This is a genomic window from Acidovorax sp. KKS102 (assembly GCF_000302535.1).
Taxonomy (GTDB): domain Bacteria; phylum Pseudomonadota; class Gammaproteobacteria; order Burkholderiales; family Burkholderiaceae_C; genus Acidovorax.
The window spans coordinates 4665400-4681316 of record NC_018708.1; the positions used below are offsets into that span (position 1 = coordinate 4665400).

Here is a 15917-nt window from a genome sequence, read left to right on the forward strand (position 1 = left end):
AGCGAACATGCGGAATTGCCCCAAGGCTGGGAGTCAGGTGGATCGGCTATAACGAACCCCACCAGCGCCAGCCCATGCAAGACCGCCCCCACGCAGCCCCCGCCCCTGGCCCCAGCGGCTCCAGCGACGCTTTGCTGCGCCTGATTGCCGACTCGGTCCCGGCGCTGATGGCCTACTACGACCTGCCGGGCCTGCGCTGCCAGTTTGCCAACCAGGGCTACGCCGCCTACAACGGCCACAGCACCGAATCCATCCTGGGAATCACGGTGCAGGAGGCGATTGGCGACAAGGCCTGGCAGGCCATTCAGCCGCACGTGGATCGTTGCTCGCACGGTGAGCGCGTGAAATACACCCGCGAGCAGACCCTGCCCAATGGCGAGGTGCGGATGATCGAGGTCAACCTGATTCCGCACTTTGACGGCGTGGGGCAGCAGCTGGGCTCCTTCGTGCTGATCACCGACATCACCGAGCGCTGGCGCGCCGAGCGCGAGGTGCGCCAGAGCGAAGAGCGCATGCGCAAGTTCACCGAGGCCACGGACGAGGCCATCGTGTTCCATCGCGACGGCCTCATCACCGACGGCAACGAGGCGCTCACCCGGCTCACAGGCTACAGCCTGCAAGAAGTCACCGGCCTGTCGATCTTCAACTTCATCAGCCCCGAATGGCGCGCCACAGCGCTGGAGTACACCCGCAGCGGACGGGAGGACCCTTACGAGGTCACCATCTGCCACAAGGACGGCCATGCGATCCCCGTCGAGGTCGTCGGCAAGACCATGCCCCTGCACCACGCAGACTACCGCATCGTGGTGGTGCGCGACATCACGGCCCGCAAGCAGGCGCAGGAACGCGAGGCCTTCATCGCCCTGCACGACACCCTCACGCAGCTGCCCAACCGGCACTTCCTGATGGAGCAGCTGTCGCAGGTGCTGTCACTGGCACGCAGGCGCCACGGCCGCGTGGCCGTGCTGTTCATGAACCTGGACCATTTCAAGACCGTGAACGACTCGCTGGGCCACCACGCGGGCGACCAGCTGCTGCGCAACGTGGCCGAGCGACTGCGCAGCGGCGTGCGCGACGCCGACGTGGTGGCCCGGCTGGGTGGCGACGAGTTTGTGGTGGTACTGACCGACATCCAGACGCCCGATGACGCAGCCATGGTGGCCGACAAACTGCTGGACTCGATGCATGGCGTGTTCACGGTCGATCACCTGCCGCTCACCATCTCCCCCTCCATCGGCATCAGCCTGTTTCCGGACCACGGCGCCAGTGCCGACGTGTTGCTGCGCTGTGCCGATGCGGCCATGCAGCACGCCAAAGAAAGTGGGCGTGGCAACCGCCAGTTCTACGCCGCCAGCATGGACGCCAGCGCCCTCGATGTGCTGCACCAGGAGCGCCTGCTGCGCGACGCCATCGCCCGCAACGACTTCGAGCTGCACTACCAACCACAGATACGCCTGGCCGACGGCACCCTGCAAGGACTGGAAGCGCTGGTGCGCTGGCGCCACCCTGAGCGGGGACTGGTCGGGCCGGATGAGTTCATCACCTTCTCTGAATCGCGCGGCCTCATCACGCCCATCGGCCGCTGGGTCATGCGCGAGGCCTGTCGCCAGCTCAAGGTCTGGCAAGACGAGGGCCTGGCCCCGGTGCCCGTGGCCGTCAACCTCTCGGCCCTTGAATTCCGCCAACGGGACGTAGCCGCCGAGATCGCCGCCGTGTTGCTCGAAACCGGCCTCGCCCCGCAGTACCTGGAGATCGAGCTGACAGAGTCCGTGCTCATGCACCAGACCGGCCAGGTGCTGGACACCCTGAACGCGATCAAGGCCCTGGGCGTGGGCATCTCCATCGACGACTTCGGCACGGGGTATTCATCGCTGGCCTACCTCAAGCGCTATCCCATCGACAAGCTCAAGATCGACCGATCCTTTGTGGCCGACACCCCCGGTAACACCGACGATGTGGCCATCGTCACCGCCATCATCCAGATGGGCCGCAGCTTGCAGCTCCAAACCGTGGCCGAGGGAGTGGAAACGCAGGCGCAAATCGACCTGCTGGCGGGACTGGGGTGTGATTTGATCCAGGGGTTTGTGGTGTCAGCCCCTTTGGACGCAGAGGCAACAGAGCGCTGGTTGCGCGGGTAACACATTCCTTGCCTTCCCGGCCTTCTGGCTTGTGGACAATAGGGGAATGCCCATCATCCCCGACTTCATCGCCCCCACCCGCCACACCGACCCGGCCGACGCACTGGCCCAGGTGCAGCGTATTTACCAGCAACAAATCGGCCACCTGCGCGACGCCATGCAGCGTTTTGTGGCGGGCGAGACGCCCGAGGGCGCGGTGCGCGCGTTCTACCCGTTTGTGCGGGTGCACACCACCACCGTGGCGCGGGCCGACACCAAGCTGGCCTACGGTTTTGTGGAGGGCCCCGGGCGCTATGAGACGACGCTGACCCGACCCGACCTGTTTGCCAACTACTACGCCGAGCAGTTCCGCCTGCTGCGCGCGGCGCACAACGTGGAACTGGAAGTGGGCACCAGCACCCACCCCATCCCGATCCACTTCTCGTTTGCCGAACACGATCACATAGAAGGCACGCTGACCCCGGCCCGCCGCATGCTGATGCGCGACGTGTTCGACCTTCCCGACCTGGCCGCCATGGACGACGGCATCGCCAACGGCACCTGGCAGGCCGCGCCAGGCGAGGCGCAGCCGCTGTCGCTGTTCACCGCGCCGCGCGTGGACTACTCGCTGCATCGCCTGCGCCACTACACGGGCACGGCGCCCGAGTGGTTCCAGAACTTTGTGCTGTTCACGAACTACCAGTTCTACATAGACGAATTCGTGCGCCTGGGCCACGCCGAGATGGCCAAGCCCGACAGCGAATACATCGCCTTCATCGAACCCGGCAACGTGGTCACGCGCCGCGTGGGCCTGAGTGCCGAGGCGGGCGACGAGCTGGGCGCGGCCCCGCCCCGCCTGCCGCAGATGCCCGCCTACCACCTGGTGCGCAAGGACGCGAGCGGCATCACCATGGTCAACATCGGCGTGGGCCCGGCCAATGCCAAGACCATCACCGACCACATCGCCGTGCTGCGCCCGCATGCCTGGATGATGCTGGGCCACTGCGCGGGCCTGCGCAACAGCCAGCAGCTGGGCGACTACGTGCTGGCGCATGCCTATGTGCGTGAGGACCACGTGCTGGACGAAGACCTGCCGCTGTGGGTGCCCATCCCGGCGCTGGCCGAGATCCAGCTGGCGCTGCAGCAGGCGGTGGCGGATGTCACGCAAATCAGCGGCGCGGACCTGAAGCGCGTGATGCGCACCGGCACTGTGGCCAGCACCGACAACCGCAACTGGGAGCTGCTGCCCGACAACACGCCCCAGCGCCGCTTCAGCCAGAGCCGCGCCGTGGCGCTGGACATGGAAAGCGCCACCATCGCCGCCAACGGCTTCCGCTTCCGCGTGCCCTATGGCACCCTGCTGTGTGTGAGCGACAAGCCCCTGCACGGCGAGATCAAGCTGCCCGGCATGGCCAACCACTTCTACCGCGAGCGTGTGGACCAGCATCTGCGCATCGGTATGCGCGCCATCGAGATCCTGCGCAATGGCGGCGTGGACCGCCTGCACAGCCGCAAGCTGCGCAGCTTTGCCGAAGTCGCTTTTCAGTAAACGACAGGCCCGAGGCCGCAGCGCATGCCACTGGATTTCCTCACCCTCATGACGGTCATGGCGGCCAACCTGTTCATCATCTCGGCCGCGTTCAAATTGGCGCGGGGCATGCTGGGCGCTTTCACCGACCAGGACCCGAGCTTTCACGCACCTCATCCCGTCAACTTGGCAGCTGCTGTGGCCACCAATGTGAGCCTGGTGCTGGGTACCGTCTCCCTGCTGGTCGCATGGCGGACGGAGGCCGAACACAAGTTGCGCACGCTGGCGATGACCGACGACCTCACCAGTGTGCTCAACCGGCACGGCTTCACCGCCCAAGGAGCAGCCTGCGAGCACACGCGTCACAACACCAGTTGCCCATGACGGCGCTGATGCTGGACTTGGACCATTTCAAGCAGGTCAACGACACTCGCGTCACGAAGCCGGGGACCGCGCCCTGCAACTGTCTGTCCGCCGGCTTGGCGAAACAGAACGGCATGTGCCGATGGCGCCCCCTACACGGCCAAGACCAAGGGCAGGGGGCAGCTGGTTGCGGCGGAATGAGGGCCAGCAACTGCAATTCACTGAAATCCCGAGAATCTGGAATAGCTAACACGGCCTCGAAAGCTGTGAGTCATGGTGGGTAGGCTCATTCACAAAGCGACCATACAACCAGATTCTTCAGTCACACAGCACGCTGGACCATGTGCGTCACCATCACGCGGGCCAGAACGTGCTAATGGTAAGCAGGGGAGCCCTATCTCCACCGCCGTGGGCGAGGTGCTTGGTACAGCACCCGAAGTGACCATTGCACTGAACATGCGCATCCGCAACAGCGCGGTGACGGAGTTCTCCATCTCGCCCAAGCGGTTGATGTTGCAGACGTTCAACACGCTGCCGCACCTGAACGAGCTGGAGCATGCGCAGTGGGTCACGCACGCCTGAGCGCCGATATTTCGGATTTTTGAGCCTTTCAGGCTGCTTGCGCTAGTGGATCATGCGCCAGCAGCTATCAATAAGATAGCAATTCAAATCAAACCAGGTCAGGCCCATTCGCCAGGGTAGACAGCGGCAGCGCCTCCAGCTCCTGCAACAGCGCCACCAGTTGCTGCGCTGCAGCGTCCACCACCGCTTGTCCCTTGTCGGCCGTGGCTGCGGCCGCGTCACCCACGGCACCCGCTGGGTGGTAGTCCTGCATCTGCCAGCCCAGCTTGGCGCTTTTGCCGTTGCCCAGGATAGCGTAGCGCTCCGACCGGTCTTGTGAAGTGGAGCGGAAGTTCTGCGCCTGTTCCATGCGCACCGTGGCGGGCGCCAGGTGCAGCATCATCGATGTCTCGATCTCGCCCGCATGGATGCCAAAGCGGTGCTCCTGGGCGCTGAAACGGCCCGCCACCGCATCGGGCAGCGGCAGGCTGAACCAGCTGGCGCTGTAGACGATGAGGTTGCAGCGCGTGCGCAGCTCGCGCGCCACGATGTCCATCACGCTCACCTGGCCGCCGTGGCCGTTGAACAGCAGCAGCTTTTGGATGCCCGCGCGGGCTACGCACTCGCCAATCTCGGTCCACAGCGCAATGACTGTAGCGGGCGACAGCGTGAGCGTGCCCGGAAAGCGGATGTGCTCCGGGCTCAGGCCCACGTTCTGTGGCGGCAAGAACAGCACGGGCAACTCGGCGGGCAGCTGCGGCAGCGCGGCATCGATCACGCCCTGCAGCAGCGTCGCATCCACCGACAGCGGCAGGTGCGGCCCATGCTGCTCGATGGCCGCCACGGGCAGCACGGCCACCACCTGTTCAGCCTGCCCGCTGGCCTTTAGCGCCGCGAAATCACGGGTGGATAAGTCGGCCCAGAAGCGGGAGGGCAAGGGAGTCAATGCGTCAGAAGTCATGCGTGCATGGTAGCGGCGCTGTTGGCGTCTGGGAAACGGGCAGCGGCGCCGCTCAGAACCTGTTCCAAGTCTTTTTGGAAATCGCATTGGAGTGCAATCGGGATGAGTGGATGCTTCGGGTGCGCCGCATGGGCTCGTGCCCATGCAAGCGGCAGGGGCGCCAAAACTCCGAGTTCATCGGCCCGATTTCACTCCAACCCTTCGGGCAAGTGCCTTGCCGGGCGGTCTGCGGCGTTGCGGCGCTTGTGGATAGCCAAGCTCTCCACTGCGCCCCGCGCCTGGCGGCCCATCCCGGCAAGGTACTTGTGCGACTCCAAAAAGACTTGGAACAGGTTCTAAGATGCCACCATGACCCAAGACCTCTTCCGCCAAGACGCCTACCTGCGCGAATGCAGCGCCCACATCACCGCTGTCACCGATGCCGGCATCGTGCTGGACCAGACCGTGTTCTACCCCCTGGGCGGCGGCCAGGCGGGTGACAGCGGCGTGCTGGTGCTGGCAGACGGCACGCAGATCACCATTGCCGACACCCGCAAGGGCAAAGATGCCGATGGCAACCCCACCAGCGACATCGTCCACGTCCCTGCCCCCGGGCAGGAAGACCGCGTGGCGCAGCTCACGCCCGGTACGACTGTCACCGCCCGCATCGACTGGGAGCGCCGCCACCGCATGATGCGCCTGCACACCACCAGCCACCTGCTGTGCCATGTGGTGCCGCAGCTGGTCAACGGCTGCTCGATCACGCCCGACTACGCGCGGCTGGACTTTGCAATGGCCGACCCGCTGGACAAGGAGCAGCTCACCGCCGCCATCGCCACCCTGGTGGCCGCCGCGCACCCGCTCACCGTGGCCTCGATCAGCGACGAAGAACTGGACGCCAACCCCGCCCTGGTCAAGAGCATGAGCGTGCAACCTCCGCGCGGCACCGGGCGCATCCGCACCATCCGCATCGGCGGAGAAGGCGACGCACCGCTGATCGATCTGCAGCCCTGCGGCGGCACGCATGTGGCCAACACCTCGGAGATCGGCGGCATCGTCGTTACAAAGATTGAAAAGAAAAGCGCCACCACCCGGCGGGTGGTGCTGGGTTTTGCCCAGTGAGCGAAGCGAGGAGCGCTTTTCTTTGGTGTGCACTCATTTGCGTGCAGCGCAAGTGAGGGGACCCCAGAATCCCTCCGCGCATACAACGACCAGCAGGGTGGTGCTGGGCTTTGCTCAGTAACCGGCGCCTGACCCCACTGTCAACAATCTTGAGCCACCGCTGCTGCCGGTTGCATTGGTTTGCGTAATCGGGCGAGCAAGGGAGACAATAGCGCCCGCGCGCAGCAGCAGCCCGGCATCCGGGTAGCGATACCCGGGCCTCCCCGGGGCTGCGGCGCCTACCCTTGCCTGCCGCCATGCCGATCTCCCTGCGCTCCGTCTCGTTTGCCACCCTGCGCCAGCACCGCTGGTTCCGCCCCGCCGTCCGCGCGCTGGCGGGTCTGATCGCCCTGTGGCTGGTCACCTGGCTGGCCATTCCACCGCTGGTCAAGGGCCCGCTGGAGCGCATCGCGTCCGAGCAACTGGGCCGCGCCGTGACCATTGGCGGCATCGACTTCCAGCCCTGGAGCCTCGAATTTGCGCTGCGTGACGTGGCCGTGGCGGGTGCCAATGGTGCGCCCCCGCAGCTGACCATTGGCCGCATCTATGCCGATGGCGAGCTGCAATCCCTGCTGCGCCTGGCGCCGGTGGTGGACGCCTTCACCATCGAAAACCCGGTCCTGCGCATCACCCACCTGGGCGACGGCCGCTACGACGTGGACGACATCATTGCCAAGGTCACCGCGCCCAAGAGCGAGCCTGAGCCCGACACCGACCCCGCGCGCCTGGCGCTGTACAACCTGGCGCTCACCGGCGGCAGCATCGACTTCATCGACAACACCGTCAGCGAGACCCACGAGGTGCGCGCGCTGGCGCTGAAAGTGCCGTTCATCAGCACCCTGCCCTCGCAGCGCGAGGTGAAGGTGGAGCCCCACCTGGCGTTCACACTGGACGGCAGCCGGTTTGACTCATCGGCCCAGGGCACGCCGTTTGCACAGACCGGCAAAGCCGACGCGCAGATCCGGCTGGATGGGCTGAACCTGGCGCCCTACCTGGGCTACCTGCCCGCCAACCTGCCCGTGAAGGTGCAAAGTGCCACGCTGGATGCGGATGTGAAGGTGGCCTTTGAGCAGCACCCGCGCATGGCTGTGAAGCTGAGCGGCACCGTGCAAGCCAGTGGTGTGCGCATGGCCGACCGCCAAGGGGCCGACCTGCTGAGCTACGAGCGCCTGAAGATCGACATGGCCGATGTGCGCCCGCTGGAGCAGATCGTGCGCCTGCAGCATGTGGAGCTGACGGCGCCGGTGGTCACGGCCACACGCGATGCAGCGGGCCAGATCAACCTGGCACAGCTGGCGGCGCCTGCACAGCCTGCAACGCCCGCCAAGGACAAGACCACCGCACCTGCAGCGCCAGCATCGGCCGACGCGGCATCTTCACCGCTGACCACCGCCAGCACAGCCTCCGCCCCTGCGTCCTCCGCCTCCACGGGCAAGGCCAAGGCCAAGACAGTCGCCCCCGCCTGGTCGGTCGAAGTCGCCACGGCCGCCGTGCGTGGCGGCACCCTGCGCTGGGCCGATGCCACCACGCGCCCCGCCGCCGCCCTGCAGGCCACCGAATTTGCGCTGGAGGCAGCCGACGTCGCCCTGCCCTTTGCCAAAGACAACGCCAAGCCCTTCACCTTCAAGGGCGGGCTCAATCTGCAGGGCAGCACGCTCAGCTTCACCGGCGAAGCCACGGACCAGAAGGCGCAGGTCAACGCCACCCTGAACGCCCTGGCCCTGCAACTGGCCGCGCCCTACTTGGCCCAGGCGCTGGAGCCGACAGTGACCGGCCAGCTCAGCGGTGATGTGGGTGTGACCTGGCAAGCCCCCACGGGCGCAGCCGCACAGGCAGGTGCCACGGGTGTCACCCTCAAGGCGGGCCCCCTGGCGCTGGAGCAACTGGCCGTCAAGCAAGGCAAGACCACCTTGGCCAGCCTGGGCAAGCTGGAGATTGCAGGTGCCGAAGTGCCCCTGGACGCGCGCAGCGCCACGCTGGAGCGCCTGGCCATCAGCCAGCCGCAACTGGCAGTGGAGCGCGGCGCAGATGGCCGCTGGATGTTTGAACGCTGGCTGAAATCGGAGAAGGCCGCCCCCGCCTCGCAAGGCAGCGCCACCGCAACCGCTGACCCCGCCCCCGCCAGCAACGCCGCGCCCTGGAAGCTGCGCGTGGCCGATTTTTCGCTGCAGGGCGGCACGGTCTCACTGGCCGACAACGCCCAGCCGCGCCCCGTGGCGCTGGACCTGACCGCCCTGGGCATCACCGCCCGCAACCTGGCCAGCGACGGCAGCAAGCCCGAGGCCTTCACACTCACCGCCCGCGCCGCCGCGCCGGGCAAGGGCAACAACAAGGCCGCGCCCGGCACGATCGACTACCAGGGCACGCTGGCCCTGCAGCCGCTGACCACCCAGGGCAAGCTCGACGCCACGCGCCTGCCGGTGCACGCACTGGACGGCTACCTGGCCAGCCAGCTGTCGGTGGAGCTGCTGCGCGCCGACGTGGGCTACCGGGGCCAGGTGGCGCTGGCACAGACGGACAAGGGAGTCAGCCTGCGCCTGAGCGGCGATGCGGTGGTGGAAGACCTGCGGGCCAACAGCACGGCCGCCTTCACCCCCAAGACCGAGGCCCAGGTGGGTGAGGAACTGCTGGCCTGGAAGAGCCTGAACCTGCGCGGCCTGGCCGTGGCCACCGCCCCCGGCACCGCGCCGCGCATGGAGGTCAAGGAAACCAGCCTGGTCGACTTCTTTGCCCGCATCACGATCAACGAGGCGGGCCGCATCAACCTGAGCGACATTGCCAAGACCCCGGCTGAGGCCCAGGCGGCCAACGCAGCCAGCGCTGCGGCCAGCACAGCAGCACCCACGGCACCGGCCCCCGCCACGGCCGCATCGGCTGCGCCTGCTGCCACCCCCACGGCCGCCGTGGCCCAGGCCGACCCGCTCGCCCCCGTGGTGGTCTTTGGCCCGGTGAGCCTGGTCAACGGCAAGGTGCTGTTCTCCGACTTTTTCATCAAGCCCAACTACTCGGCCGACCTCTCGGAGCTGACCGGCAAGCTCAGCGCGTTCTCTTCTGAAGCGCCCGGTGGAGATCCCGTGCTGGCCGACCTGGAGCTGCGCGGCCGTGCCGAGGGCTCGGCGTCGCTGGAAGTCACCGGCAAGCTCAACCCACTGGCCAAACCCCTGGCGCTCGACATCACCGGCAAGGTGCGCGATCTGGAGCTGCCCCCGCTCACGCCCTATTCCGTCAAGTACGCCGGGCACGGCATTGAGCGCGGCAAGCTCAGCATGGACGTGAACTACAAGGTGCTGCCCAATGGCCAGCTCACCGCCAGCAACCGGCTGGTGCTCAACCAGCTGACCTTTGGCGAGCCCGTGGAGGGTGCACCCAACAGCCTGCCCGTCAAGCTGGCCGTGGCCCTGCTGGCCGACCGAAACGGCGTGATCGACCTGGACTTGCCCATCAGTGGCTCGCTCAACGACCCGCAGTTCCGCATCGGCCCGGTGATCTTCAAGATCATCGTCAACCTCATCGGCAAGGCGCTGACCTCGCCCTTCAGCCTGCTGGCCAGCGCGTTTGGTGGTGGCGAGGAGATGAACCATGTGCCCTTTGCCCCTGGCAGCGCCACCCTCACGCCCGAGGCGCAGCAGAGCCTGGACAAGGTGGCCAAGGCCCTGGCCGACCGCCCCGCGCTGAAGATCACCGTGACCGGTACGGCCAGCCTGCCGGACGAACGCGAAGGCCTGCAGCGCGAGCACCTGCAGCAGCTGGTGCTGGCCGAAAAACGCCGCGCCAACCCGGTGGATACCGCCCCGGTGTCCGCCGCCGAGTACCCTGCCCTGCTCAAGGAGGTGTACCGCCGCGCTGACATCCCCAAGCCGCGCAATTTGGTCGGCCTGGCCAAGGACCTCACGGTGCCCGAGATGGAAGCCCTGCTGCTGGCCCACCAACCCGCCACCGAGGCCATGGCCGCCGAGCTGGCCACGCAGCGCGGCCAGGCGATCCGCGCGTACCTGGTGGCGCAAAAGCTGCCGGTAGAACGGCTGTTCGTGGCCGCGCCCAAATCGGGCAAGCAGCCCGAAAAGTGGACCCCGCGTGCGGATTTGAGCCTGGCGACACAGTGAGCAACACCCCCTGAGTCGCCTACGGCGCCTTCCCCCTCTCTCGCTACGCGGGAGGGGGACGCCCCCAGCGCGGCGGGGCGGCCCTTGCGCGGGGGCCCTGGTACTGGCCACGCCAGTTTCCACGGACATGGACGGCTCCAAGCACAATGGTGGATCGAGAATCGAAACGGCGGCAGCGCCGGAACCAATCCCGCCCCGCCCGCTCCCACACTGCACCATGCCTTCACGCCTGTTCCGCCGCCTTGCAGCCACTCTCTTTTTTATAGCTGCCAGCGCTTTATGGACTAGCGCTATCGCCCAATTGGGCACCCAAACGACCGGCCAGGGCACCAGCGTGGTCACAACGCCCTACGTGCGGGCTGAGCTGCTGGCCCATGCGCCCCAGGGCGTGGCGCCCGGCCAGCCGCTGTGGCTGGGCCTGCAGATCACCCACCAGCCCGAGTGGCACACCTACTGGAAGAACCCCGGCGACTCCGGCCTGCCCACCGACCTGGCCTGGACGCTGCCCGCCGGGCTGGACGCGGGCGAGATCGCCTGGCCCCTGCCCAAGAAGATCCCCATCGGCACGCTGGCCAACTATGGCTACGAAGGCACGGTGCTGCTGCCCGTGCCCGTGACGGTGGCCAGCACGTTTGCGCCCGGTCCGCTGGCCAAGGACGCGACGATCAAGCTGCGCGCCTCGTGGCTGGTGTGCCGCAAGGAGTGCATCCCTGAGGAAGGCGAGTTCACGCTGCAGTTGCCCATCCAGAGCACCACCGCGCTCAACGGCGCGGCTTTCGAGGCCGCCGCCAAGGCCCTGCCCCAGCCCGTGCTGGCGGGCACCAACGGCGTCGTTCCCGACAGCCAGGCGCAGATCGCGGACGGCAATCTGCTCAACGTCAGCGTGCAGGGCCTGCCCGTGGCGCTGCGCGGCAAGACGCTGGACCTGTTCCCCGAGACCGCCGAGGTCATCGACAACGCCGCGCAGTGGAAGCAGGCCTGGAACGGCAGCGTGTGGACCGCGCAGATTCCCCTGTCTGCCCAGCGCAGTGCCAGCCCCAGCCTGATGCCCGTGGTGCTGGCCGAGCAGGCGGCCCCGGGCCATGGCACCAGCCCCGACACCCGCACCGGCTACCGCGCCGAGTTGAAGGTGCTGGGCACCTGGCCGCAGGGTGCGTCGGTGGCTGCGGTATCGCCCGCGCTGGAGGCCGCGCTCAAGGCCAATGCAGCGCAGGCAGGCGGCGCGGCAACACCAGCTGCGGGCTCCGCCGCCTCGTCCCTCACCCTCACCGCCGCGCTGCTGGGCGCCTTGCTCGGGGGCCTCATCCTCAACCTGATGCCCTGCGTGTTCCCGGTGCTGGCGATCAAGGTGGTGGGCTTCACCCAGCACGCGCAAGACCGGCGTGCGCACCGCATCAGTGGCATCGCCTACACGTCGGGTGTGGTGCTGTCCTTCATCGCCCTCGGCGCGCTCATGCTGGGCCTGCGTGCGGCGGGTGAGGCGGTGGGCTGGGGCTTTCAGCTGCAGTCGCCTGCCGTGGTCGCGTCGCTGGCGGCGCTGTTCACGCTGATCGCGCTCAACCTGGCGGGCGTGTTCGAGTTCGGGCATTTCCTGCCGTCCTCGGTGGCCAGCCTGCAGGCGCGCCACCCGGTGGCCGACAGTTTCCTCACCGGCGTGCTGGCCGTGGCCGTGGCCTCGCCCTGCACCGCGCCGTTCATGGGCGCGTCCATGGGGCTGACAGCCACGCTGCCCGCTCCGCAGGCGCTGGCCGTGTTTGCAGCACTGGGCCTGGGGCTGGCGCTGCCGTACCTGGCGGCCAGCTTTGTGCCCGCCGTGGCGCGCGCCCTGCCCCGCCCCGGCGCGTGGATGGACACCTTCCGCAAGCTCATGGCCTTCCCCATGCTGGCCACCGTGGTCTGGCTGGTGTGGGTGCTGGGCCAGCAAAGCGGCATCGACGGCGCGGGTGCGCTGCTGATCCTGCTGGTGGGCCTGTCGCTGGTGGTGTGGGCCCTGTCGCTGGCCGGGCGGGCGCGGGTGTGGATGGCCACGGTGTCCATCGCGGCCATGGCCTTGCTGGTCTGGGCCTTTGCGCCGCACGTCACCAACATGCCTGCCGCGCAGGCGGCCACGTCGTCCCCGCAGGTCTCCAACACCGGCTGGCAGCCCTGGGCACCCGGCGCGGCCGAGCAGATCGTGGCCGGTGGCCGCCCCGTGTTTGTGGACTTCACCGCCGCCTGGTGCGTGACCTGCCAATACAACAAGAAGACCACGTTGGCGGATGCCAACGTGGTCGCCGACCTGCAAACCAAGAACGTGGCCCTGCTGCGCGCCGACTGGACGCGCCGCGACCCTGCCATCACCGCCGCCCTGGCGTCGCTGGGCCGCAGCGGCGTGCCGGTGTACGTGTTCTACCGCCCCGGCAAGCCGCCGGTGGTGCTGACCGAGGTGCTCAGCGTGGACGAGGTGCGCGCCACCATCGCCCAGCTGTAGATCGCTCCCAGCCCACCTTTCCGCTTTCGACCACCCGCCAACCCTTCAGGAGACCCCGCCATGAAGCTGCTTCGCCGAACGTTGATCGCCACCGCCGCCCTGGTTGCCCTGGGCGCACAGGCCGCCGCCACCGTGGGCCAGCCCGCGCCCGACTTCATGCTCAAGGACACCAACGGAAAAACCGTGCGCCTGTCGGACTTCAAGGGCAAACACGTGGTGCTGGAGTGGACCAACCCCGGCTGCCCCTTCGTGCGCAAACACTACGACAGCGGCAACATGCCCGCCACACAGAAGGACGCCACCCGCCAAGGCGTGGTGTGGCTGTCCATCAACTCCACCGAAAAGGCCAGCAGCGACTACCTGGAGCCCGCCAGGCTGATGGCCTGGAAGCAGGAGCGCAAGGCCGTCCCCACCGCCGTGCTCATGGACGAGGAAGGCACCGTGGGCAAGAGCTACGGCGCCCGCACCACGCCGCACCTGTACATCGTCAACCCGCAGGGCCAGCTGATCTACGCGGGCGGCATCGACAGCATCCCCTCGGCCCGCCCGGCCGACATCGAAAAGGCCACCAACTACGTGAAGGTGGGGCTGGGCGAAGCGCTGGCGGGCAAGCCGATCTCGGCGGCGACGACGGCGCCGTATGGGTGCAGCATCAAGTACAAGTCGCCGGCCTGACCGGCTGCGGTGACGCTGCTCCACGGTCCCGGGGCATGCGTACACTGTTTGCATGCTCCACACCCCCGACACCATCAGCACCCTGCGCCACCTGCTCACCGCCTGCCGCACCATTGCGGTGGTGGGCCTTTCGCCGCAGTGGCACCGCCCCAGCTACTTTGCCGCCAAGTACATGCAGGCGCATGGCTACCGCATCGTGCCGGTCAACCCGCTGGTGGCGCGTGAGGGCGGGCAGATTTTGGGCGAGACGGCGTACGCCAGCGTGACCGAGGCGGCCGCAGCGCTGGCAGCGCAAGGCCAGAAGATCGGCATGGTGGACTGCTTTCGCAAGAGCGAGGACATCCCGCCACTGGCCGACGAAGCCGTCGCCATCGGCGCACAGTGCCTGTGGCTGCAGCTGGGCGTGTTCAACGAGGCCGCCGGCCTGCGCGCCGAGGCGGCGGGGCTGCAAGTCATACAGAACCGCTGCGTGAAGATCGAACACGCACGGCTGTTTGGTGGCCTGGGCTGGATGGGCGTGAACACGCGCGTGATCAGCGCCAAGCGCTTGCGGCAGCTGCCTTACTAGCAAATTGATAGCTGCCAGCGCATATTGCACTAGCGCTTGCGGCCTATTTCATTCAAATTCCTTCACCCAACCCCCTGCGCAGCACTGCGGGCTGCGCCACCGCCATGACAGAGCCCACATCCAACGGCGCCGACCGCCACTTCGGCTTTGGCACCCGCGCCATCCACGCCGGCGCCCAGCCCGACCCCGTGACCGGCGCGCGCGCCACGCCCATCCACCAGACGACCAGCTTTGTGTTCGACAACGCCGAGCACGCGAGCAGCCTGTTCAACCTGCAGACCTTCGGCAACGTCTACAGCCGCATCAGCAACCCCACGGTGGCTGTTTTTGAAGAGCGCATCGCCAGCCTTGAAAACGGCCGCGCGGCGCTCGCCTGCGCCAGCGGCATGGCCGCGCAGATGGCGGCGCTGCTGGCCATCCTCAAAACCGGCGACCACATCGTGGCGGCCAGCACGCTCTATGGCGGCACGGTGGGGCAGCTGGGCGTGGGCTTCAGCCGCCTTGGCATCGAGACCACCTTTGTGGACCCGGCCGACCCCGAGAACTTTGCGCGCGCCATGCGCCCCAACACCCGCGCCGTGTACGGCGAGACCATCGGCAACCCGCTGGTCAACGTGCTCGACATCGCCGCTGTGGCCGAGGTGGCGCATGCGCACGGCGTGCCGCTCGTCATCGACAACACCGTGGCCAGCCCCTACCTGTGCAACCCCTTGCAGCTCGGCGCCGACATCGTGGTGCACAGCGCCACCAAGTACATCGGCGGCCACGGCACCACCATGGGCGGTGTGGTGGTGGAGGGTGGCAAGTTCCCGTGGGACAACGGCAAATTCCCCGAGATGGTGGAGCCCAGCCGCGCGTACCACGGCGTGAAGTTCTACGAGACCTTTGGCGACTTTGGCTACACGATGAAGGCGCGCATGGAGGTCAACCGCACCTTCGGCGGCGTGCTCTCGCCCATGAATGCGTGGCAGCTGCTGCAGGGCGCCGAAACCCTGCACCTGCGCATGCGCGAGCACTGCCGCAATGCGCTGGCCGTGGCGAAGTTTTTGCAGAGCCACCCGCAGGTGGCGTGGGTCAACTATCCGGGTCTGGCGGATTCGCCGTATTTCGACCTGGCGCAAAAACAGTTCCGCGCGGTGGACGGTACACCGGGCGCCTCGGGCATCCTCACGTTTGGCGTGAAGGGGGGCGCTGCGGCGGGCGAGAAGTTCATCGACGCCTGCGAGTTTTTAAGCCACCTCGCCAACATCGGCGACGCGAAGACGCTGGTGATCCACCCTGCCTCGACCACGCACCGCCAGCTGAACGAAGAGGAACTGGCCCGCGCGGGCGTGAGCGCAGACATGGTGCGGCTGTCGGTGGGGATTGAAGACCTGGATGACATCCTGTGGGACATCGACCAGGCGCTGGGGCGCGCAGCGGGCTGATCGC

10 protein-coding genes and 1 pseudogene are annotated in these 15917 nt (G+C 67.4%); 10 read left to right on the plus strand and 1 reads right to left on the minus strand.

What is annotated here, in order from left to right:
* Positions 1-74 precede the first annotated feature (74 nt).
* The 4 genes and pseudogenes from C380_RS21405 to C380_RS21420 all read left to right on the plus strand — a co-directional run.
* Positions 75-2138 (plus strand): bifunctional diguanylate cyclase/phosphodiesterase, encoded by a 2064-nt coding sequence (locus C380_RS21405; RefSeq protein ID WP_015015933.1) that lies wholly within the window; start codon positions 75-77, stop codon positions 2136-2138.
* Positions 2139-2184: 46 nt separating this feature from the next.
* Positions 2185-3666, plus strand: a complete 1482-nt coding sequence (locus C380_RS21410; RefSeq protein WP_015015934.1) for an AMP nucleosidase — start codon at positions 2185-2187, stop codon at positions 3664-3666.
* Positions 3667-3690: 24 nt separating this feature from the next.
* Positions 3691-4029, plus strand: a complete 339-nt coding sequence (locus tag C380_RS21415) for a hypothetical protein (protein WP_015015935.1) — start codon at positions 3691-3693, stop codon at positions 4027-4029.
* A 307-nt stretch (positions 4030-4336) separates the two neighbouring features.
* Positions 4337-4590 (plus strand): annotated as a pseudogene (locus tag C380_RS21420) (histidine phosphatase family protein); the annotation flags it as partial.
* Positions 4591-4678: 88 nt separating this feature from the next.
* Here the strand turns inward: C380_RS21420 and C380_RS21425 are convergent.
* Positions 4679-5530, minus strand: coding sequence for a creatininase family protein (locus C380_RS21425; RefSeq protein WP_043565730.1), 852 nt, complete (start codon positions 5528-5530; stop codon positions 4679-4681).
* 348 nt (positions 5531-5878) lie between these two features.
* Here C380_RS21425 and C380_RS21430 point away from each other — a divergent pair, with 348 nt between their 5' ends.
* The 6 genes from C380_RS21430 (at position 5879) to C380_RS21455 (ending at position 15913) form a co-directional block, all read left to right on the plus strand.
* On the plus strand, positions 5879-6631 hold the full coding sequence (locus C380_RS21430; RefSeq protein WP_015015938.1) for an alanyl-tRNA editing protein: 753 nt from the start codon (positions 5879-5881) through the stop codon (positions 6629-6631).
* Positions 6632-6927: 296 nt separating this feature from the next.
* The gene (locus C380_RS21435) at positions 6928-10773 is read left to right on the plus strand and encodes a DUF748 domain-containing protein (RefSeq protein WP_015015939.1); all 3846 of its coding nucleotides are present in this window, start codon (positions 6928-6930) and stop codon (positions 10771-10773) included.
* Between the two features lie 217 nt (positions 10774-10990).
* Positions 10991-13243 (plus strand): protein-disulfide reductase DsbD, encoded by a 2253-nt coding sequence (locus tag C380_RS21440; protein WP_015015940.1) that lies wholly within the window; start codon positions 10991-10993, stop codon positions 13241-13243.
* Between the two features lie 60 nt (positions 13244-13303).
* Positions 13304-13918: a thioredoxin family protein gene (locus C380_RS21445; RefSeq protein WP_015015941.1), complete on the plus strand. Its 615-nt coding sequence runs from the start codon at positions 13304-13306 to the stop codon at positions 13916-13918.
* 52 nt (positions 13919-13970) lie between these two features.
* Positions 13971-14486: a CoA-binding protein gene (locus C380_RS21450; RefSeq protein WP_015015942.1), complete on the plus strand. Its 516-nt coding sequence runs from the start codon at positions 13971-13973 to the stop codon at positions 14484-14486.
* A gap of 104 nt (positions 14487-14590) precedes the next feature.
* Positions 14591-15913, plus strand: coding sequence for an O-acetylhomoserine aminocarboxypropyltransferase/cysteine synthase family protein (locus C380_RS21455; RefSeq protein ID WP_015015943.1), 1323 nt, complete (start codon positions 14591-14593; stop codon positions 15911-15913).
* Positions 15914-15917: the final 4 nt, after the last annotated feature.